Origin of the sequence: Agrobacterium sp. lyk4-40-TYG-31 (genome assembly GCF_030209855.1) — a bacterium.
Taxonomy (GTDB): Bacteria; Pseudomonadota; Alphaproteobacteria; order Rhizobiales; family Rhizobiaceae; genus Agrobacterium; species Agrobacterium vaccinii.
On record NZ_JARVRE010000004.1, the window covers coordinates 578,037 to 598,667 of the forward strand.

Genomic DNA, 20,631 nt, shown 5'->3' on the forward strand with positions numbered 1-20,631 from the left:
TTTGGTAGGATAGTGCACTCAAGGACATGGCGACAATGCCGCGATCTCGTCCTTCAATGCATGTTTGCGGCAAAGGTTGCCACGCTCCTTCAATCCAGAGGAGGAAGTGTGCATGACCAAAGTGGTGTATGAGATTGTGGAGCATGATGGCGGCTGGGCTTACCGCATGAGTGGAGCCTATTCCGAAGCCTTTCCCACCCATTCCGACGCCGTCCAGGCCGCCCGCATCGCCGCCGCCGAGCAGCAGGTCGGCGATGAAGACACAGAAATTGCCTATCAGGATGAAGCAGGCCGCTGGCACGAAGAATACAGCCAGGGCGGCGACAGGCCGGAGGCTGAGGTGGTGGACGTTTATGAGGAGCCCCAACCGAGCCGCAATGCCGTCTGAGCTGAGACGGATATTTATCTTTTGCTGGCGAGTGCGTCAGGGTCCGTTGTTTTTAAAAACCCTTTCAGCCCGTCAACCAGTGCGTTGAAAACGGCGCGGCAGCGAGGGGATGTGCGCAGGTTCTCATGCATTGCGACCCATGTGTGCAGCGGTATTTCCATTTCCGGCAGAATGTGGGTGAGGTTAGGGTCGCGGCTGCCAAGGCCGACTTGGCAAAATCCTACGCCTGCACCAGCACGTATCATGGATAGCTGTGCGAGATTGCTGTCGGCGCGAATGGCAAATGGGATATTTTCGGCATCTGGGATGCTCGGATTGTCTTTTCGCATTCGCTGAAGGGTGGCTCTTATGAAGGGGGTTTTCCTGTCGAAGCCGATGAGGCGGTGGTTGGTGAGATCGGCTTTGGACAGCGGCGTGCCCATTTTCTGGAGATAGTCGTTGCTCGCATAGAAGCCGACCCTGAAATTACCGATGTAGCGCATGACGATCGCATCCTGGACCGGCTCGGACATGCGGATGGCGATATCAGCCTCGCGACGCAACAAATCCTCGAGCGTATCGGACAGTGAAAGTTCGATCTCCAGCTTTGGATGCAGTTCCTGAAGCGCTGCGATGATCGGCGGAAGGATTTCCACGCCGATGACATCGGAGGCGCTGATGCGCACGGCGCCTTCGATCTTTCCCACTTCACCTGAAGCGGCGCGCAAGAGGGCAGAGGCGGTGGCTGCAAGATTTTCGGCATAGGGCTTTAAGGCAATTGCCGCATCTGTCGGAACCAGCCCGTGGGGCGATCGTATGAAGAGCTGAAAACCCATGCTCTCCTCCAGCGCACCGATGTGGCGGCCTACGGTCGGCTGGGTTATGCCGAGTTCGCGGGCGGCGGCAGACAGCGATCCGTCGCGTAGGACATTGAGGAAGGTGCGGTAATAATCCCAGCTGATCTCGCGCTCTTTGATCATTTATTTCCGTATAGCCATTCAACACCTTTAGACAATTTCGTATAGCGGATAGTGCGCTCATACTCCAGTGATGAATTCAGATGGAGTGATAGCATTGACCAATAATAATGAGACGACAAAGCCATTGGCACTTGTTCTGGGCGCACGTGGCGGTATTGGCGGACACGCCATGGATATGCTGCTGCGCCGGGGCTGGCGCGTGCGGGCGCTTGTTCGGGGCAATGTTCCACAGACTACCAGTGCCACACAGGAATGGGTTCTGGGCGATGTCATGAACGCATCTGATGTAACCAAAGCAGCGGAGGGCGCTTCCCTGATCGTACATGCTGTCAACCCGGCGGGTTACAAGAATTGGGAAACACTCGTGCTCCCCATGCTGGACAGCACGATTGTCGCCGCAAATGCAGTGGGGGCCCGGATTGTGCTGCCCGGAACGGTCTATAATTTCGGGCCTAATGCCTTTCCCTTTCCAACCGAGGAGAGCCCGCAAAATGCGGTGACACGTAAGGGCGGCATCCGCGTCGAGATGGAGAGAAGGCTACAGGCTTCCGCGACACCGGAAACACCGGTGCTCATCGTTCGCGCCGGTGATTTCTTCGGCCCGGGTGCAAACAACAACTGGTTCAGCCAGGGTCTTGTCACGCCGGGCAAAAAGATCACGCGGGTTTCCAACCCCGGTTCACCTGGAGTCGGCCACCAATGGGCCTATCTGCCGGATGTCGCCGAAACGATGGGTCGCTTGCTGGATCGTGCAGATGAGCTTGAGCCCTTTGCAGTCTATCACATGGATGGATTTTGGGACGCTGATGGGAAAGGCATGTCATCAGCCATCCAGCGGGTGGTTGGGCACAAGATTTCGGTCAAGCAGACGCCTTGGTGGCTGTTGAAGCTGGCCTCACCATTCGTGCAGATGTTTCGAGAGGTGGCCGAAATGCGCTATTTGTGGAAGGTGCCGATCAGGATGAGCAACACAAAACTCACCGGCTTTCTTGGTGATGAGCCGCAAACAGCCATCGATGATGCTGTGCGTGCGACGCTTATCTCTCTCAAATGCTTGGAGCCAGAATATGTTGACAAGGTTCCGCGAGCCGTATCGCATGCATGACATGCAATGAGATAAGCCGCGCACGCGAATGAATGCGCGGCTTTTTCGTTTTATGCCAGAGCCGGATAGTCGGTGTAGCCTTCAGCACCGCCGCCATAGAAGGTGGCCTGGTTAGGCTCGTTCAACGGAGCATTGTCCTTTAGCCGCTGAACCAGATCCGGGTTGGAAATGAAGGCCTTGCCGAAGGCGACGGCGTCGACCTTGCCGCTTTCGGTTGCTTCGATTGCGCTCTCACGGTCATAGCCATTGTTGGCGATCCACAGGCCTTTGCCACCGGCACCGGTGTAAGCAGCCTTCAAGGCGGCATAGTCGAACGGCTTGTCGCCCTGTTTGAAATCGCGTGGTCCGCCGGTTGCGCCTTCGATGACGTGGATGAAGGACAGGCCGCGGCTGCCGAGTTCGCGTACAACATAGTCGAACAGAGGCTGCGGGTCGGCTTCGAAGATGTCATTGGCAGGCGTAACCGGCGACAGGCGGATGCCCGTGCGGCCTGCGCCGATTTCCTTGGCGACCGTATCGACGACTTCCAGAAGGAAGCGCGCGCGGTTCTCGATGGAGCCGCCGTATTCATCCTTGCGCTGGTTGGTGCCGGATTTCAGGAACTGGTCGATGAGGTAGCCGTTGGCAGCGTGGATTTCCACGCCGTCGAAGCCTGCATCGATGGCTGCGCGCGCGCCGGTGCGGTAATCTTCCAGCACGACAGGAATTTCGTTCAATCCAAGCTCGCGCGGCTCGGATGTCTCGGCAAAGCTGCCGGTGCCGTCATCATTGATGATGTAGGTCTTGGATTTAGCCTTAATGGCGGACGGCGCAACCGGCTGGCCGCCATGTGGCTGCAGCGAGGTGTGCGAAATGCGACCGACGTGCCAGATCTGCGCGACGATCTTGCCGCCTGCCTTGTGCACGCCTTCGGTTACGGCCTTCCAGCCATTGATGGCTTCCTGCTTGTAGAGGCCGGGCACGTCTGCGTAACCCTGACCCTGCTGGGACACGGGCGTTCCCTCGGTGACGATAAGACCTGCCGTTGCGCGCTGCTCGTAATAGGTCGCGTTGAGATTGTTGGGAATTGCGCCCGGCGAACGATTGCGGGTGAGGGGGGCCATGACGATGCGGTTTGCCAGCGAAATATCGCCTGCCTGTGCAGGTTCGAACAGTTTAGTCATGAAAGTGCTTTCTCTTCTGGTTGATAGAGAGCGCCGAAAAAAGCGCGCTTAAAGCTTCTGGTTCAGATAGCGGAGAAAGGCCGCGATATTGTCCTCGTCACGCTCGTAGAAATTCCACTGCCCCACCTTTCGCGACCGGACCAGCCCGGCGGCCTGCAAGGCCGCAAGGTGGGAGGAGACGGTCGATTGCGACAGGCCAGAAATTTCGAACTGATGAGCGCACACACCCATGGTGAATGGGTGTGCCTGATTGAAATGCTGGTCCGGCTCTTTCAGCCATTCCAGAAATTTCAATCGCACTGGATGAGCAATGGCCTTCAGGGCGTCTTCGTGGTTCATATCGTTTCCGTATATCTGCACATTACGATATTTATATCGAGATTTATCGATATCAAGGGCAATGGCTGGATTTCTTTTGATTTCGCAGAGCAAAAAAAAGGCCGCTGGATTTCTCCGCGGCCTGACAGTTTGAAGGCCAAAACCTCCAGAGGGGAACAGCTGCTCGATGCGACCGCATCCGCAACAGCTGATATCAATATGGAAGTGCAGGCGGCCAAGAACAAGGGCGATTTGTTCAATGAACCTCTGGTAGAGAGAAAAATTTTGCGGGTAAAAAAAGAGGGCCACCGGATTGCTCCAGGGCCCTTATAAGTGTGAAGGTTATAAAACCTCCAGAGGGGAACAGCTGACGCGGCGGAACTGGGAGGAAAAGCCGCCGTGTGCATCAGCTGTGTGCGATATGATGCTTTCTTGGGCAGCATTCAACTCTTTTTTGTGCAGGCCAGCCCTGCGTCTGACGCATCACTGCTATTCGCTGTCATATTTATTTCGCAAATCTGCCCATGGAAAAGCGTTGCGCCACCTCTGAGGTGTGACGTTAAGCTGCTGATACTACTACGTTTTCTCCAGATTGAGAGTGTCAGAAGTTCCAGTTGCGCGCCTTGGCCACGATGAAGTCTCTGAAAACTTTCAGTTTGGCAGCGTTCTTCAATTCGTCCGGGTAGCAAAAATAGGTATCGAACGACGGAATATCTGCGGGCAAAGACAGCTGGATAAGGCCGGGATCTCGCCCGACGATGTAGTCAGGAAGGCAGGCAATGCCGATTCCCAACAGGCAGGCGCGCTTGATCGACGTCTGGCTGTTGATCTGCAAATGCGCCAGCCGCGTGTTATCCGAAGAGCGTCCCGCGTTTTCGAGCCAGTTCACATCCAGAAGATAGTTCGGCGCCGGTTCTCCGAAGGAAATGACCTTGTGGTTATCGAGATCCTCGATCGACTGCGGCTCTCCGTACCGGTTGATGTAGGAGGGCGCGGCATAGACGTGCATGTGCACGGTAAACAGCTTGCGCTGGATGAGGTCCGATTGCTGTGGCTGACGCAGGCGGATCGCGCAGTCCGCGTGGCGCATGTTCACATCGAGTTCTTCATTGTCGAGAATGAGCTGGATGGCCATTTCCGGGTAGAGCTGGAGAAATTCCTGCACCTTATCCGTCAACCAGCCTTGGCCAAGGCCGACAGTGGTGGTGACGCGCAGCTTGCCGCTCGGTTTTTCCGTCGTTTCCGTCAGTTGCATCTTGACGGTTTCGAGCTTCAACAGAACGTCATGCGCGGTGCGGTACAGTAGTTCACCCTGTTCGGTCAGAATCAGGCCGCGCGCGTGGCGGTGAAACAGCTTGACGCCGACATCCTGTTCCAGTGCACTGACCTGACGGCTGATGGCCGACTGGGATAGATGCAGCTTGTCTGCTGCGTGTGTGAAGGAGCCAGCTTCGGCGGCCGCATGAAATATGCGCAGTTTGTCCCAGTCCAACGGCATAGGCATGCGGTGTTTAGCCTTTCTTATTCAGCGGCAACGGCAAGCGGCGCTTGCGCTGCGAGAAAACGTTCGGCCTCGAGCGCTGCCATGCAGCCCATGCCCGCGGCGGTAATGGCCTGGCGATAGGTGTCGTCGGTCACGTCGCCCGCCGCGAAAATTCCGTCGACATCGGTCGCCGTCGAATCGGGCGCTGTCCACATATAGCCGTTCGGCTTCAGCTTCAGCTTGCCTTCGAACAACTCGACGGCTGGCGCGTGGCCAATAGCGACAAAGACGCCATGAACTGGCATGTCGGTGATATCGCCCGTCTTCGTATTGCGAATCTTTGCACCGGTGACGGAAGGCGGCATCGGCGGCTTGGCAGGCGTGCCGGTGATTTCGGCAATCTCGCTGTTCCAGAGAATGTTCACATTGGACTTTGCGAACAGACGTTCCTGCAAAATCTTCTCCGAACGGAAGCTATCGCGGCGATGGACGACCGTGACCGACTTGGCAATGTTAGAGAGGTAGAGCGCCTCTTCGACAGCCGAATTGCCGCCGCCGACTACGATGACATCGCGGTTGCGGTAGAAGAAGCCATCGCAGGTGGCGCAGGCCGAAACGCCGAAGCCCTGAAAGTGCTGTTCGCTCTCGATGCCCAGCCACTTGGCCTTGGCGCCAGTGCAGATGATCAACGTATCGGCCGTCCAGACGGCGCCGGAATCGGTTTTGACGGTGAAGGGGCGGCGGGTGGTCTCCACCTCGGTCACCAGATCGTTGACGATCTCGGCGCCCACATGCACGGCCTGCTTCAGCATCTGGTCCATCAGAAACGGGCCCTGAATGGGGTCGGCATAACCAGGATAATTCTCCACATCGGTGGTGATCATCAACTGCCCGCCCTGTTCCATACCGGCAATGAGAACCGGTTCAAGCATGGCGCGGGCCGCATAAATGGCGGCGGTATAGCCAGCAGGGCCGGAGCCGATAATCAGGACCTTGGAGTGGCGGACGGACATGGAACATTCCTTTCTGTGTGAAGGGTGGCAGATGTGGGAGCCATGCGTCCGGCTCAATCGCGATACACCCCTTCGTTGTCCGGTATTTAAGAGTGTCCAGTGCCGATATTCAAGGGCAGCCTTGCGTTACCAACAGGGCATACGGCACTCTACACGTAATTTTGTGTCGCTGGCGCGTAGGATTATTGCGAATCCCGTCCCGTAGAGTAGAAGGAAGCATTCTAGCTCAACAAGGAAGAGCCTATTGGCCAGCGTCGAACTCGATGCCATCGATCTGAAAATACTGCGCGAATTGCAGGGCGACGGGCGCATGACCAATGTCGACCTCGCAGACCGCGTCGGCATCTCGGCACCGCCCTGCCTGCGCCGCGTGCGAAAGCTGGAAGACGCGGGCATCATCGAAGGCTACCACGCCATGCTGAATGCACCGAAGCTCGGCTTTGATCTCGTTGCCTTCTGCATGGTGGGGCTGAAACGCCAATCCGAAACCAACCTAAAAGCCTTCGCCGCCGCCACCGACCGCTGGCCACTCGTCCGCCAAGCCTGGATGGTCTCCGGCGACAGCGACTTCCTGCTACACTGCGTCGCCGAAAACCTGACCCAGTTCCAGGACTTCGTCATCGAAGTACTGACGGCGGACGAACATGTGGATACGGTGCGCACCATGCTGACGATCCGGCAGGTGAAGCGGTTGGGGCTGGTTGGGGTTTGATGGGCTTGGTGTTGTTGCATTCAGCCTGATTAACAGGTTTCGGTCTCGGGGAATGAGTATGGATATCGATATCACCATCGTTGCGGGCCGCCGCCCTGATCTTCTGGAGCGGACGCTGGAAAGTTTCTCCCAGAACGCCTTCAAATTTCACAGGGTCGTTAACGTCTACGCTAATATCGATCCCATATTCGGCACGCCTGATGACGAAGCGCAGTGCATTTCCCTGCTCAAGCGGTATTTTCCCGCCCCTATTATATACACGCCGGAAAAAGCGGGCTTCGGTGCCGCCGTGAAACGTTTGTGGCAGGCCACGAGTGCCGATTACGTATTCCATCTCGAAGACGATTGGATTGCGCTGGACACTCTGGACGCACGTGTCGAAGCCTGCTTCAACGACAAGGTCAAGCAGGTCTCGTTTCATAGTGCGAGCCAGAACTGGGACATCAAGAAGCGGGGTCATCTGCACCGCGGCAAACACTACTGGAAATTCGCAGGCATCAGAGTGCCACGCGGCACCTACACGAAATTCACAACGTCACCCTCCGTACTGGACGGAAAAGTCGCGCGCAGCAGCGCCGAACTAATGGACCCTGCCTTCGACCCTGAAAAGCAGTTCTACTCGAACGTGAACAAGAAGCTAGAACAGCACATCGCGCCCTTCGAAAATTACATCTTTTCACCGGGCGGTGTTCCAGTCGTAGAAGACACAGGCCGCGACTGGCGTGAGCAACGTGGAATTCAGAAGAAAATTGTCAATGCGGCGAGTTCGTGGGTGAGTGAGTAACGCGCTGCCATACACCGTAACCGGACAATAGAAGTACGACATGGGACAACTTGATATCGTCATTGTAAATCTCGTGCGCTCGACCCAGCGCAGGGCGTCCATGATCGCGCAGTTGGACCCGCTGGGGGTTCCATACAGCTTTTTCGACGCGGTGGATGGAAAGGCGAGCAAACAGCCTTTGTTTGATCGCTACGATGCTCGCTTGGCGGAAGTTCGGCGTGGATTTGTGCTGACACTAGGTGAACTTGGTTGTTACGCAAGCCATTACCTTTTGTGGGAGCGCAGCGTCAAAGAGAACCGCTCGCTGCTGATTTTCGAAGACGACGTGGTGCTGAACGACAATTTTGGCACAGCATATGAAGCCGCGATCGAGTCTATCGAGACATATGGTCTTCTTCGTTTTTCCGGTCACAAACAGCGCCCGTGGGTGCGCGTTGCTACTGCCAAAGACGGTCTCGATATCGTGCGTTTAAAAATCGGCCCGCATGGCACATCATGTTACGCCGTTTCTCCAAAGGCTGCGAAAAAACTGCTGGAGACGGCGCAGACCTGGTTCGAACCCGTCGATTGCCACCTTGATCGGTTCTGGACGCACGGCGTCCATTGCTACGGGTTTTCCCCATGGCCTGTCATCCATATTGCCGAAACGGCTGCACAGTCAGAGATATGGCAGGGCACGGAACGGGCAAAAAAATCCCGGCGTTTCAGAAAAATGCGTGCCGTGTACCGCGCGTTCGATGACGTCGTTCGCTTTTTCGCAAATCTTCTTTATTGGGGCAGGTGGAAGACCTAAAATCCATCCGCATATCGGCATCTAGAACGAAAGACCACGCTTTGATCATCACCCGAATTGTTGGCGGCCTAGGCAACCAGATGTTTCAATATGCATGCGGTCGCGCTCTGTCCTTGGCCAGCAGTCAGCCGTTGAAACTCGATTTGACGGAAATGGACCGCTACAAGCTGCGCCAACTGCAACTCGACCACTTCAACATCAAAGCTGAGGTCGCGACGCCCGACGAAGTTCCGCTCAAACAGCGCAACAGCTTTTTCGGCAAAGTCGTAACGTCTCTGAAAAACCGTAACCGCGTGCCAGAGGTAACGGAGAAGTCCGCACTCTTTGATCCAGCGATCCTCGACATCCGCAGCCCTGCGCACCTCGTCGGTTACTGGCAGACAGAAAAGTACTTCAAAGATTACGAAGACATCATTCGCGATGATTTTTCCCTGAAGCAGCCTTTCAGTGCGGAACGAGAAATCATCCTCTCAAAGATCAAAGGCTCCCATTTTCCCGTATCGGTTCACGTGAGGCGTGGCGACTATGTCACCAACCCGGCAGCGAACGCCATTCACGGCACCTGCGAGCCCGCGTGGTACGAGGCCGCCATGCATAAAATGGCAGATAAGGCAGGCGACGCCACCTTTTTCGTCTTTTCAGATGACCCTCAATGGGCCAGAGAAAATTTGCCGACGACGGGTGAAATGATTTTCATCGAGCCACAATCAGATGGCCGCGATGGCGAAGACATGCACCTCATGGCAGCCTGTCGCTCGCATATTATTGCCAACAGCACGTTCAGCTGGTGGGGGGCTTGGCTTAATCCGAGGCCGGATAAACAGGTGATTGCGCCGAAGACGTGGTTTAGGTCAGATGCCCACACCAATCGGGATTTGCTTCCAATGTCTTGGACGACGTTATAGGCCTAAAAAAGATTTAAAACCCTCGGCTTCGTTATTGTACGACAGTAGGTTAATTTTGTCTTTTTCTGAACCAAGCATCGAATCGTGACCACTCTCGATAAACGCGTTCATAGCCCTCTGCAACAAGAAGTTTCTCTATCAAACCTTCGGCGCGGGTGTTGTTGTGTTCAATGGAAAACAAGCGGACATTATATTTTTTAAAGTTGAAAGCCTTCAAAATATCCAACTCGTTTCCTTCAGTATCGATACTGATGTAGTCTATATCGGTTGGCGCATTATAAGTAGCCAATACGTCATTAAGGGAGACGGTGGTTTGCTCGATTTCAACGCTTTCTTTACGCCGAGATTCCGCATGCTTGTCAGAATATGCTATAGACGCCATTGAGGATAGCTCTGGTTCGTCAACAACGAAACGCATGAGAACCTTTTTCCCACTTATCGAATCGACGGGGCGAGTGTCCAAGGGCGAATTTCGCGTTTCACGAATCGTGTCAGAAAGGATTGGGTTCGGCTCGACCAGTAGACCTGTCCACTCAAGTTCTTTTTCTAAAAGATAGGTATTGCTAAGGTCTTTACCATTGAATGCGCCAACTTCAACAAAGAAGCCATTTTTTTTATTAGAGAGTTCACTCAGCACCCAGCGATCCTGCTGGAGTTGAGAATAACTATGCTCCTGAAAGAAAAATGGTTTTTCGATAGGCTTCCGCTTCTTCTTTAAACCTAACCAAGTTCTCAAACCCACTTTTGCCTCCTAACGCTATGCGCGTGGACATAACCATAGTGTGCTGTGTGGTACAAACGGATTCTAACTGGCACACAAAACTTTAGTGATTTAACGACAGCCCGCTCTTCAACAGTTTGAATATTCCATTAGGCGTGTATTTTTGGTATGTTTTGCTTGCGAGAAAAGCTTGACCTGCATCCACGTAGGCCTGCCATTGCGTTTGGTCGACAGATTTAATAAAAGTAAGAAGTTCTGCATCAGAGCCAAATTGACTTCTGTCTATAAAAGCTTCGGAGGCAACTCGGTTATGAATATCGGGTGTTCCTAGGTAAATAGGGACGCACCCAGAAATAAGTGAATCAAATATTTTTTCGGTCAGGTATCCGCGAAAATTAATTGCGTTCTCGTAACAAAGATTAAAACGATAATTTCCCATCGTCTTTTCTTTATCTTCCACAGATCCGCGCCATGACTTATATTCTGTCGACCAGCCACGCCCATAGTGATCAAAGTCCTCCAAGCAGTTTTCTTCAAAAAACTTTATGGTTTTTATTCTCGCAGAGTACAATTCATTTTCATGCGATGATTTCTTGTTCGCAGAAAAGTTACAAATGAGTTTTCTTTCCTCAAATGGAACAGTATTTTTTAACGGTATGAAATTTGGTTGCGGGTAAACAAATTTTTTATAGCGATTGCCAAGCCTTATAAGCTCTTCATCCCATGTGAAAATCGCTGAAAACAACTTATGGTAATTTTTATCGTAGCTGAATTCCGCCACTACCTCAGGCTCATATAAAATTACCGAAATCCGTTGTGACAGTCCTGCCTTTACGCATTTTTGGTAGAATGTAAGGTCGCCTGTCAACCTTTTAATAAAGCGTTTAAAGCGACGCCGCAGGTTTGTTGGTTTGAATGATTGAGGCATATTTTGAAATATAACCCATGAAACATCCTCTAATCGACCTGGATATGTATTCGGAGTGTACAACTCGAAGCCAATCGCATGAAAACGAGTTTGGATTTCATGCCACACGTTGTTATCTTCTGGATTTACGCCTTTTTCATAAAACATGTTATCCATGTTTTTCTGCTGTGGATCGTAAATTATTGCACGCAATCGAATGTCCTCGTTTGTACAGATTTTCTCTCTGTTTTAAGTTAATAGCCGACGATAGTCATTTATCCTCAATCATCGATTTTTGTGATCTGGGTTGAGTTAATTGACGTGATTCGATGTGTACCATTTATAAGATGAAGCGACCCCATCACGCAGTGAGCGCATAGGGCTCCACCCCATCCCCCTCAGCTTTTCCGCACTCATCAACTTTCTCGGTGTGCCATCTGGCTTACTCAAATCATGCTTGATCTCTCCCTCGAAACCAACGATTTCGCAGATGAGTTTGGTGACGTCGAGGATGGAGATGTCTTCACCGCTACCGACATTGACGTGGGTTTCGTCTGAATAGGTTTTCATGAGAAAGACGAGTGCGTCTGCGCAGTCGTCTGCGTGCAGGAACTCTCGGCGGGGGGTGCCGGTGCCCCAGATCACGATTTCCTTGTCGCCGCGTGTCTTCGCCTCGTGGGCCTTGCGGATTAGGGCTGGTAGCACGTGGCTGGAGGTGAAGTCGAAGTTGTCTCCGGGGCCGTAGAGGTTTGTTGGCATGGCGGAGATGAAATCACAGCCATATTGTTTGCGATAAGCTTGCGTTAGCTTGATGCCTGCAATTTTGGCGATGGCGTACCACTCGTTGGTTGGCTCTAGCGCACCTGTCAGCAGGGCGTCTTCGGAGATCGGCTGGTCTGCAAACTTCGGGTATATGCAGGAAGAGCCTAGAAAAAGCAGCTTTTCGACATTATTGCGGTACGCCGCCTCGATGATGTTGGCTTCGATCATCAGGTTGTCGTAGAGAAACTCTGCGGGGCGGGTGTCGTTTGCCAGAATGCCGCCGACTTTTGCGGCTGCCAGAAAAATGGCCTGCGGTTTCTGGGCCCCCATCCATGCTTCCACTTCTGCCTGTTGACGCAAATCCGCATCGTCCCGGCTGGCCGTCAAAATGGTGCAACCCTCTTGCTGCAAGCGCCGTACGATGGCCGATCCCACCATGCCGCGGTGGCCTGCCACCCATACTTTCTTGCCGCTAAGATCGTAGCCACTCATGATCAGGCGCCTTTTGCTACGATTTCGGATTGCATGATGCGCAAATCTTCCGTCACCATTTCTCGTGCCAGCTCGCGCACACTCGTCTCATGTTTCCAGCCAAGCTTCTCATGCGCCTTGGTGGGATCTCCGATCAGCAGTTCCACTTCGGTCGGGCGGAAATAGCGGGGATCGACTTCGATCAGCACTTTACCGGTTGCTGCATCCAGGCCTTTTTCGTCAACGCCTTCACCCTGCCAGGTCAGCGTGATGCCGACATCGGCAAAAGCCCATTCGACGAAGGTGCGGACATGCGTTGTTTCGCCGGTGGCCAGAACGTAGTCGTCCGGTTGTTCCTGCTGCATCATCAACCACATGCCGCGCACATATTCCCGCGCATGGCCCCAGTCACGCTGTGCATCGAGATTGCCGAGATAGAGCTTGTCTTGCCGTCCGAGCTTGATGGCAGCGGCGGCGCGGGTAATCTTGCGGGTGACGAAGGTTTCGCCGCGCAGCGGGCTTTCGTGATTGAACAGAATGCCGTTGGACGCGTGCATGCCGTATGCCTCGCGATAATTCACAACGATCCAATAGGCGTAAAGCTTGGCGGCTGCATAGGGGCTGCGTGGGTAGAACGGTGTTGTTTCGCGCTGGGGCACTTCTTGAACAAGACCATAAAGCTCCGACGTGGATGCCTGGTAGAAGCGTGTCTTTTTCTCGAGTCCCAGAATGCGGATGGCCTCCAACACACGCAAGGTGCCGATGCCATCTGCATTGGCCGTATATTCTGGTGTTTCGAAGGAAACCTGAACGTGGCTTTGTGCTGCGAGGTTATAAATCTCGTCGGGCTGTGTTTCCTGTACGATGCGGATGAGGTTCGTCGCATCCGTCATGTCGCCGTGATGCAGGAAAAACTGCGGATTATCGTCGTGCGGGTCCTGATAGATATTCTCGATGCGCCCAGTGTTGAACGAAGACGAGCGACGCTTGATGCCGTGGACGATATAGCCTTTGTCGAGCAGCAATTGCGCCAGATAGGCACCGTCCTGGCCGGTTACGCCTGTTATCAGGGCTACTTTTGCTTTGTCCGTCATTGTGATCCGCTTCCGTCCCGAGATGCAGAGGCTGTTTTGCGCAGCATGGTTAGCGCGTCCGCGACCTCAGCTTGTTTATTGTGCGATATCTTAACTGCGCGCCAAAATAAACCTCAGATTTCCAACCTTGACCGACTATAGGTCGATGAATGTGGGGCAGGAGCCTTGTCGCGCTGGCAAGTGCTTGCAATTGACCGCTTTGCCACCCTATAGACTTTGCGTCGCAATGGCAGACACTGATTTCGTGTCAGGATTTTCCGTGTAAGAGAAAGTATGCAAAAACAGAGCGTCTCCGCCTTTATCATCTGCCTCAACGAGGAAGCTTATCTTGGCAATTGCATTGAGAGCCTAGAAGGCTGTGCTGAGATCGTCATCGTCGATTCCGGGTCAACCGATGGCACTCAAGCGCTGGTTCAGACTTATATCGACAAGGGCTGGCCGATCAGGTTCATGTACGAGCCCTGGCGCGGCTATGCAGGGCAGAAGCAGTTTGCGCTGGAGCAATGCACGCAGCCGTGGTGTCTGAATATCGATGCGGATGAGCGGCTGGATGATGCGTTGCGAGCTACGCTGCCAGAACTGCTCGCTACGCCGGAGAGTGTTGTCGGCTGGAAGGTGGCGCGGCGGCCCTATCTCATCGGTTTCGGTTATACGCCTGAAAATGTGCGCGAGCGTAAGAATCTTCGGCTCATCCGAAACGGCAAGGGTGCTTACGATCTTTCCCAGAAGGTGCATGAGGGCATCGTGCCAGTGGGGCAGGTCAGCGTGTCGGAAAAGGGCAGTCTGTTGCATTACCGCCCGCTCATCATCGATGAGCAGATTTTGAAAGAGAACAAGTACTCCACCTTGAAAGCTGATCAGCAATTTGCTGAGGGTCGCAAGGCCCGGCTTTCCAAGCTCCTGGTATCGCCCTGGCTGTATTTCCTGAGGCTCTATTTTCGAAATGGCCTGTGGCGTTGCGGTGTGCCTGGCCTGATCGAGGCCGCGACGGGCGGGATTTACGCGTTTCTCACGCAGGCAAAAATACATCAGCGTCACGCGCTGAAACGGCGACCGAATGTCGATGACATGGAGCGCGGAAGGAATACACCATGAAAGTCATGCATTATCATCTGGGCAAGGATGGCGGCGCGGAGCGTTTTTTCGTGCATCTCGTCAATGCACTGGCCAGCAGGGGCGTGGAGCAGACGGCGGTCATCCGCCCCAATCGTTTATGGCGCAAGAATATAGACGGCGTATGTGGCATCATCGAAAGCAATTTTCGCAACCTCTCGCCGGATAGACTGTTGCTGCCTATGAAGGTGATGCGCATGGCGCGACGCGAACAGCCCAATGCGCTGATGTCTTGGGCGACACGCCCAAGCCGGTTGATGCCAGCCTATAAGGGCTGCATCAAGTTATCTCGGCTGGGCGATTACCCGACGAAGCTGGATTACTTCAAGAATACCGACATTCTCGTTTGCAACACACCTGGCATTGCCGAACATGTCAAAAACATCGGCTGGACCCGTGGGGTGGAGGTCATCTCCAACTTCACCAGCACGCAGGAAATCGCGCCGGTGTCTCGGGCGCAACTGGATACGCCGCCGGATGCGCCGGTGGTGATGTCCATGGGGCGTTTCGTCAAGCGCAAGGGTTTTCACACGCTGATCGATGCCGTCTCCACACTGCCGGGGGTCTATTTGTGGCTGGCGGGAGACGGGGAGGAGCGCGAAGCGCTCGAAGCACAGGTAGAGGCGCGTGGCATGCGTGATCGCGTTCGCTTCATCGGCTGGCAGGACGAGACGAGACCCTATGTGGCGGCGGCTGATGTCTTCGTGATGGCGTCCAGCCATGAGCCGCTGGGCAACGTCATTCTCGAGGCATGGGCGCAAAAAAAGCCGGTCGTCTCTTCCAAATCCGAGGGGCCGTCCTGGTTTATGAAAGACGGCGAAAACGGTTTGCTGGCCGAGATTGGTGATGAAAAGGGCTTTGCCGCGGCGATCGGAAATCTTCTGGGTAACCGGGCGCTGGCAGAACGTGTGGCTGCCGGTGGACACGCAACGCTGATGCAGCAGTTTTCCGAAGAAGCTGTTGCCTCTGCCTATATCGAGCTCTTCAAACGCAAGCCGTAACGGCGTCGTAGATGCGGCCAAGATTGGCCGCTTCGCCCTCGATGGTGAAATGCTGCCCGACGTGATGACGCGCTGCAACGCATGCTTCGCCGCGCATTGCATCGTCTATCATCCAGCGTGTTGCCGTCGCGCTCATGCCTTGCAAATTATTGCGGGGGATGATTTCACCGGTATTCGCCGTTATCAATTCCGGAAAAGCACCCACGTCCGTCGCGATGACCGGCACACCCGTCGCCATGGCTTCCAGCGGGGTCAAGCCGAAGCCTTCCCAGCGCTGGGGGGCGATGAAGAGGTCTAGGGCGCGGTACCAGGCGTTGATGTTGGTGTGTTCGCCCACGAAGAGAATGCGGTCGCTGAGGCCTGCGGCGCGAACCTTATCCTTCAGCCCAGTTTCGAATTCGATATGCGGCCCGGTTGCCCGCCCGGCGATGATGGCAGACCAGCCGGGGTGTTGCGGCAGAACGGCGATCATGGCGTCTACGAAAAGGTCGGTGCCTTTCTGATGGCGAACCCGACCGAAGCATCCGGCGTATTTCTGACCGCTATCGAGGCCAAGTGACTGTTTTGCCTGGGCCTTATCTGCGGGCGGGGAGAAACGGTTGGTGTCTATGCCGTGCATCACGACTGTGCTCGGCATCTCCAGATAGGACGCTGTCTTGCCGCTCGTCGCGATCACGGCGTCCATGCGCGAGACGAGGAACTTCGTCCAGCCGCTGTGTTTGCGTTGGGAGGCGGAGGTGAAGACCAGCTTCAGCTTCATGCGCAGGATATCGCGCATCACGATGCCGGGTAGCATTTCGATGTTGCGTCGGGCGTGCCAGACGCGGGGCGTGCCGCGTGGCCCCAACTGCCACAGGCGCCACAGATCGCGAAAGCGAACATGCGGCAGGTCTGGTGGTAGTCCTGGCCCAATGGCGGCCACCATCTGCCCCTGCCTGTTTTGAACGGGCAGGAGTTGAATGATGGTGGATGTTACGCCAGAGAGCCTGCGCTTGAAGTTGGGCGCAAGCACTTGGACATCGGCCAAGTCGACATAGGGCACGATCGGGATCTCGCGGGGAGGGGATCTGGGAATCAACCCCAGTTGACGGAGAGGATCTCGTAGCCGCGAGAACCGCCTGGCGCATTCACTTCGATGCTGTCGCCGACTTCCTTGCCGATGAGGGCACGAGCGATGGGCGAGGAGATCGAGATGCGGCCCTGCTTGACGTCGGCTTCCTGGTCGCCGACGATCTGGTAGGTCTTTTGCTCGTTGGAATCTTCATCCACAAGCTTGATTGTTGCACCGAATTTGATGGTGGTGCCGGACATCTTTGACAGGTCGATCACCTCGGCGCGGGCCGTCAGGTCTTCGAGTTCGGCAACGCGGCCTTCATTGTGGCTCTGCGCCTCCTTGGCAGCGTGATATTCCGCATTTTCGGACAGGTCGCCATGGGCGCGCGCTTCCGAAATGGCTTCGATGATGCGGGGACGCTCTTCCTGCTGACGCCAGCGGAGTTCTTCCTGCAGCTTGACAAATCCACCCTGAGTCATCGGTACTTTTTCTACCATTTTTTTCTTCCTCGCATTCATCCTGCGGTACCCGCAGACACAAAAAGAAACAGGTCCCGGGGCAAAACCACGGAACCAGTCAAAATCACAATTCTCACGACTATATCAGAAGTCGGCAGCGGATTGCCAGCGAATTTGAACCTTATGATTTCCTGTAAAAACCTGAAGCTTTTTAGACCGTTCTTGACACAAAAGGCAAGAACATATAGTGAACATTATTATGAAAAAGTCGATTAAAGAGCGTTTGGCCGTCCTTTCCGATGCAGCGAAGTATGATGCTTCGTGCGCCTCCAGCGGCACGACGAAGCGTAGCTCGTCTGCGTCGGGAGGGTTGGGCTCGACGGAGGGATCGGGCATTTGCCATGCCTATGCGCCCGACGGACGCTGCATTTCGCTGCTGAAAATATTGCTCACAAACTTCTGCATCTATGACTGTGCCTATTGCGTCAACCGTTCTTCCAGCAATGTGGAGCGGGCACGGTTTACGGTGGAGGAGGTTGTCTGGCTGACGCTGGAGTTTTACCGTCGTAATTACATTGAGGGCCTGTTTCTGTCCTCCGGCATCATTCGCTCGTCTGATCATACGATGGAAGAACTGGTGCGGGTGGCTAAAGAGTTGCGCGTGACCCACGGTTTCAAGGGGTACATTCACCTCAAATCCATACCCGAGGCATCGGCGCATCTGGTGGAAGAGGCGGGGCTTTACGCAGACCGGCTGTCGATCAATATCGAGCTTCCCACCGATAGTGGCATCGGCCAGTTTGCACCTGAAAAGCAGCCCGCCAACATCCGAAAATCCATGGCCGATATTCGCCTGAAGATCGAGGAGGCTGGGGAACCGACGCTGCGGACGAAGCGGGTGAAACGATTTGCCCCGGCGGGCCAGAGCACCCAGATGATCGTCGGTGCCGATGGTGCCAACGACACGACCATTCTGACGACGAGCGCGCGCCTCTATGGCAGTTACGGATTGCGACGTGTGTATTACTCGGCCTTCAGTCCCATTCCCGATTCGTCGAAAAACCTGCCGCTGATCAAGCCGCCTTTGATGCGCGAGCACCGGCTTTACCAGGCGGACTGGCTCTATCGTTTCTATGGCTTCGATATCGGCGAAATCGCTTCGACGCAGAAAGATGGGATGCTGGATCTGGATATCGATCCAAAACTGGCATGGGCTTTGGCCAATCGCCAGTGTTTTCCGGTGGATGTGAACACGGCGGATCGCGAGATGCTGCTGCGTGTGCCTGGATTTGGCACCAAGACCGTCAAATCCATTCTCTCATCGCGGCGGTTTCGGCAGTTGCGCCTGGAGGATATCGCCCGCTTTGGTGTCTCGTTGAAAAAGGTGAAAGCCTTTGTGGTGGCGGGCGGATGGACGCCGGGCAAGCTGACGGAACGTCCCGATCTGCGCGATATGTTCACGCCGAAGCCTGAACAATTGTCGCTGCTGTAATGTACAGGGTGGCGCTGGAGGGCCGGGGAGATTTCAACGAGTGGCGCGATGCTGCGCGGGCGTTTCTTTCCGCAAATGTCACGCCTCAGGAGATCGACTGGCGGTTTCAGGGGGAAGAGAAAAGCCTGTTCGGCTTTGAGGAGGGTGACCGGTTGCCACCGAGCGGCGGATCGGCGAGCGTTAACGTGCCCTCGGCCTTCATTCCCCTGGCGCAAACCATCATCTGTCACAGCGCACCGGAACGGTTTTCGTTGCTGTATCGCTTGCTGTGGCGTCTGGGGCAGGACAGGGCGCTGTTGCAGTTCAAGTCCGACCCAGATGTTTCCGAAGCGCGGAAGATGGAAAAATCCGTGCGCCGCGACAGCCACAAGATGACGGCTTTCGTGCGCTTCAAGGAGTTGCCGCTGCCGGAGGGTGTCGCCGCCCGCCGCCGTTTTATTGCGTGGTTCGAGCCTGACCATTTCATCGTCGAGCGAAAGGCTGCGTTTTTTCAGCGTCGTTTCACCGATATGGACTGGGTCATCGCGACGCCCAAGGGGTCGGCGCGCTGGGATGGCAAAACACTCCAAACATCACGGCTTGCCGCCGAGCAACCGGATTTGTCCGATGAAACGGATGAGCTTTGGCGCACCTATTATGCCAATATTTTCAATCCTGCTCGCCTGAAAATCAAGGCGATGACGGCGGAGATGCCGAAGAAATACTGGAAGAACCTCCCCGAAGCGGACCTCATACCCGGCCTTATCCTGAACGCTGAGGCCCGCGTGCTGGAAATGGGCGCAAAGGCGGCGACCGAACCGCAACTGTTCCACCATCGCATACAGGCGGCGGCGGAAAGCAGACCAGCGCCCGTTTTGCCGGATGCAGATACGCTGGAAGGTTTGAAGCACGAGGCGAAAGGGTGCACGCTCTGTCCTTTGCATTGCAAGGCGACGCAGACGGTCTTTGGTGAGGGCCCCGTCAGTGCTGACGTCATGGTCGTTGGCGAGCAGCCCGGAGATTTCGAGGATCTGGCCGGACGTCCCTTCGTCGGTCCGGCGGGCAAGGTTTTCGATCAGGTGCTGGGCGAGACGGGAATTGAGCGCCAATCGCTTTACGTCACCAATGCCGTGAAGCATTTCAAATACGAGGCGCGCGGAAAGAAGCGCATTCACCAGCGTCCGGACGCGGGCGAAGTTCAGCGTTGTCGCTGGTGGCTGACGCGGGAGATCGATCTGGTTCAACCCAAGCTCATCGTGGCGATGGGAGCGACGGCAATGTTTGCGCTGACGGATTTGAAGGAAAAACTGTCGGACATGCGCGGCAGGCCCATGCCCATGGACGGCGGCAGGATGCTCTTCGTGACGGTGCATCCGTCTTATTTATTGCGCATACCGGACGAGCAAAGAAAGGTCGAGGAGTTTCAGCGGTTCCGGGAGGATATGCAGGCAGTTCGCAGGCTGATGGAGGTGGGACCTGCGTCAGCTGCTGTGCTGTCAGCTTGATGTTGCCATCTCGTTTAAAACGGACTCAAGGCGGTCGAAATTCTGCTCGTTGGCGGCGGCGATGAATTTCTTCAGATGCAGGTTTTCATCCGTCGCATCAAACACCATTCGCCATTGCAACGTCGTACCAGCAGGGTTTTTGATGAAGTTTATGCTCATCGTGTAGACGTGCATCGGCTCATGATGCTCGAACACGATGCTTTGCGGCGCTATGATGTCGCGAAACGTCGAGACATTGTGGAAGTCCGTGCCGTCCGAGGCCGTCATGGTGATGGTCCATGTGCCGCCGGCACGAAAGTCGAATGCGGTGATCTTATTGGTAAAGCCTTGTGGACCCCACCATTGTTCCAGCAGCTTCGGATCCGCAAATGCCTGAAACAGCGTCTCGCGGTCGACTGAGAACAGCCGCTCGTTAAAAATCTCCATTGTTTCCGTCATCTTCCCCTCCGTT

Annotated in this window: 23 protein-coding genes; 11 read left to right on the forward strand and 12 right to left on the reverse strand. The window is 55.0% G+C overall.

Going from position 1 to position 20,631, the window contains the following annotated elements:
- Nucleotides 1-112 precede the first annotated feature (112 nt).
- Nucleotides 113-388 (forward strand): DUF2188 domain-containing protein, encoded by a 276-nt coding sequence (locus tag QRN55_RS08025; protein WP_111837867.1) that lies wholly within the window; start codon nt 113-115, stop codon nt 386-388.
- A 14-nt stretch (nt 389-402) separates the two neighbouring features.
- On the opposite strand, the gene QRN55_RS08030 is transcribed toward QRN55_RS08025, so the two are convergent.
- On the reverse strand, nt 403-1,347 hold the full coding sequence (locus tag QRN55_RS08030; RefSeq protein WP_112499609.1) for a LysR family transcriptional regulator: 945 nt from the start codon (nt 1,345-1,347) through the stop codon (nt 403-405).
- A 94-nt stretch (nt 1,348-1,441) separates the two neighbouring features.
- On the opposite strand from QRN55_RS08030, the gene QRN55_RS08035 reads away from it, so the two are divergent.
- Nucleotides 1,442-2,452, forward strand: a complete 1,011-nt coding sequence (locus QRN55_RS08035) for an NAD-dependent epimerase/dehydratase family protein (RefSeq protein WP_284776263.1) — start codon at nt 1,442-1,444, stop codon at nt 2,450-2,452.
- Nucleotides 2,453-2,502: 50 nt separating this feature from the next.
- Here QRN55_RS08035 and QRN55_RS08040 read toward each other — a convergent pair whose 3' ends face one another.
- The gene (locus QRN55_RS08040) at nt 2,503-3,615 is read right to left on the reverse strand and encodes an alkene reductase (protein ID WP_284776265.1); all 1,113 of its coding nucleotides are present in this window, start codon (nt 3,613-3,615) and stop codon (nt 2,503-2,505) included.
- Nucleotides 3,616-3,663: 48 nt separating this feature from the next.
- The gene (locus tag QRN55_RS08045; RefSeq protein WP_111837871.1) at nt 3,664-3,954 is read right to left on the reverse strand and encodes an ArsR/SmtB family transcription factor; all 291 of its coding nucleotides are present in this window, start codon (nt 3,952-3,954) and stop codon (nt 3,664-3,666) included.
- On the opposite strand from QRN55_RS08045, the gene QRN55_RS08050 reads away from it, so the two are divergent.
- Entirely contained in the window at nt 3,946-4,266 is a 321-nt protein-coding gene (locus QRN55_RS08050; protein WP_162694366.1) for a hypothetical protein, read from the forward strand. The genes QRN55_RS08045 and QRN55_RS08050 overlap by 9 nt on opposite strands.
- 268 nt (nt 4,267-4,534) lie before the next feature.
- Here the strand turns inward: QRN55_RS08050 and QRN55_RS08055 are convergent, their stop codons facing one another.
- Both QRN55_RS08055 and trxB read right to left on the reverse strand, forming a co-directional pair.
- Nucleotides 4,535-5,431: a LysR family transcriptional regulator VtlR gene (locus QRN55_RS08055; protein ID WP_062448936.1), complete on the reverse strand. Its 897-nt coding sequence runs from the start codon at nt 5,429-5,431 to the stop codon at nt 4,535-4,537.
- A gap of 23 nt (nt 5,432-5,454) precedes the next feature.
- A complete protein-coding gene (trxB, locus tag QRN55_RS08060; protein ID WP_111837873.1) occupies nt 5,455-6,429 on the reverse strand; it encodes a thioredoxin-disulfide reductase in 975 nt (324 codons plus the stop codon).
- A 244-nt stretch (nt 6,430-6,673) separates the two neighbouring features.
- On the opposite strand from trxB, the gene QRN55_RS08065 reads away from it, so the two are divergent.
- The 4 genes from QRN55_RS08065 to QRN55_RS08080 are packed head-to-tail and all read left to right on the forward strand — an operon-like array spanning nt 6,674 to nt 9,623.
- On the forward strand, nt 6,674-7,141 hold the full coding sequence (locus QRN55_RS08065) for an Lrp/AsnC family transcriptional regulator (RefSeq protein ID WP_111837874.1): 468 nt from the start codon (nt 6,674-6,676) through the stop codon (nt 7,139-7,141).
- Nucleotides 7,142-7,199: 58 nt separating this feature from the next.
- Nucleotides 7,200-7,925 carry a glycosyltransferase family 2 protein gene (locus QRN55_RS08070; RefSeq protein WP_284776270.1) on the forward strand — a complete coding sequence of 242 codons (726 nt, stop codon included), beginning with the start codon at nt 7,200-7,202 and terminating at the stop codon, nt 7,923-7,925.
- Between the two features lie 40 nt (nt 7,926-7,965).
- Complete coding sequence (locus QRN55_RS08075) at nt 7,966-8,718, forward strand: glycosyltransferase family 25 protein (protein ID WP_284776273.1); 753 nt, start codon at nt 7,966-7,968, stop codon at nt 8,716-8,718.
- 41 nt (nt 8,719-8,759) lie between these two features.
- Nucleotides 8,760-9,623: an alpha-1,2-fucosyltransferase gene (locus QRN55_RS08080; protein ID WP_284776274.1), complete on the forward strand. Its 864-nt coding sequence runs from the start codon at nt 8,760-8,762 to the stop codon at nt 9,621-9,623.
- Between the two features lie 49 nt (nt 9,624-9,672).
- Here the strand turns inward: QRN55_RS08080 and QRN55_RS08085 are convergent, their stop codons facing one another.
- From QRN55_RS08085 to gmd, 4 genes are all read right to left on the reverse strand, one after another.
- On the reverse strand, nt 9,673-10,365 hold the full coding sequence (locus QRN55_RS08085) for an FkbM family methyltransferase (RefSeq protein WP_284776276.1): 693 nt from the start codon (nt 10,363-10,365) through the stop codon (nt 9,673-9,675).
- 82 nt (nt 10,366-10,447) lie between these two features.
- On the reverse strand, nt 10,448-11,464 hold the full coding sequence (locus QRN55_RS08090) for a glycosyltransferase family 10 domain-containing protein (protein ID WP_284776278.1): 1,017 nt from the start codon (nt 11,462-11,464) through the stop codon (nt 10,448-10,450).
- A gap of 99 nt (nt 11,465-11,563) precedes the next feature.
- The gene (gene fcl / locus QRN55_RS08095) at nt 11,564-12,505 is read right to left on the reverse strand and encodes a GDP-L-fucose synthase (protein WP_284776280.1); all 942 of its coding nucleotides are present in this window, start codon (nt 12,503-12,505) and stop codon (nt 11,564-11,566) included.
- A 2-nt stretch (nt 12,506-12,507) separates the two neighbouring features.
- Complete coding sequence (gene gmd, locus QRN55_RS08100; RefSeq protein ID WP_284776282.1) at nt 12,508-13,578, reverse strand: GDP-mannose 4,6-dehydratase; 1,071 nt, start codon at nt 13,576-13,578, stop codon at nt 12,508-12,510.
- Nucleotides 13,579-13,851: 273 nt separating this feature from the next.
- Here gmd and QRN55_RS08105 point away from each other — a divergent pair, with 273 nt between their 5' ends.
- Together QRN55_RS08105 and QRN55_RS08110 are read left to right on the forward strand one after the other, a co-directional pair.
- Entirely contained in the window at nt 13,852-14,673 is an 822-nt protein-coding gene (locus QRN55_RS08105; RefSeq protein ID WP_284776284.1) for a glycosyltransferase family 2 protein, read from the forward strand.
- Entirely contained in the window at nt 14,670-15,692 is a 1,023-nt protein-coding gene (locus QRN55_RS08110; protein WP_284776286.1) for a glycosyltransferase, read from the forward strand. The genes QRN55_RS08105 and QRN55_RS08110 overlap by 4 nt, the downstream gene beginning before the upstream one ends.
- On the opposite strand, the gene QRN55_RS08115 is transcribed toward QRN55_RS08110, so the two are convergent.
- Both QRN55_RS08115 and greA read right to left on the reverse strand, forming a co-directional pair.
- Nucleotides 15,676-16,734 (reverse strand): glycosyltransferase family 4 protein, encoded by a 1,059-nt coding sequence (locus QRN55_RS08115; RefSeq protein WP_284776288.1) that lies wholly within the window; start codon nt 16,732-16,734, stop codon nt 15,676-15,678. The genes QRN55_RS08110 and QRN55_RS08115 overlap by 17 nt on opposite strands.
- Before the next feature lie 32 nt (nt 16,735-16,766).
- Nucleotides 16,767-17,243, reverse strand: a complete 477-nt coding sequence (greA, locus tag QRN55_RS08120; RefSeq protein WP_284776291.1) for a transcription elongation factor GreA — start codon at nt 17,241-17,243, stop codon at nt 16,767-16,769.
- 220 nt (nt 17,244-17,463) lie between these two features.
- On the opposite strand from greA, the gene QRN55_RS08125 reads away from it, so the two are divergent.
- The gene (locus tag QRN55_RS08125; protein WP_284776293.1) at nt 17,464-18,696 is read left to right on the forward strand and encodes a putative DNA modification/repair radical SAM protein; all 1,233 of its coding nucleotides are present in this window, start codon (nt 17,464-17,466) and stop codon (nt 18,694-18,696) included.
- Nucleotides 18,696-20,180: a UdgX family uracil-DNA binding protein gene (locus tag QRN55_RS08130; RefSeq protein ID WP_284776295.1), complete on the forward strand. Its 1,485-nt coding sequence runs from the start codon at nt 18,696-18,698 to the stop codon at nt 20,178-20,180. The genes QRN55_RS08125 and QRN55_RS08130 overlap by 1 nt, the downstream gene beginning before the upstream one ends.
- Here the strand turns inward: QRN55_RS08130 and QRN55_RS08135 are convergent.
- Nucleotides 20,172-20,618, reverse strand: coding sequence for an SRPBCC domain-containing protein (locus QRN55_RS08135; protein ID WP_284776297.1), 447 nt, complete (start codon nt 20,616-20,618; stop codon nt 20,172-20,174). The genes QRN55_RS08130 and QRN55_RS08135 overlap by 9 nt on opposite strands.
- Nucleotides 20,619-20,631 lie beyond the last annotated feature (13 nt).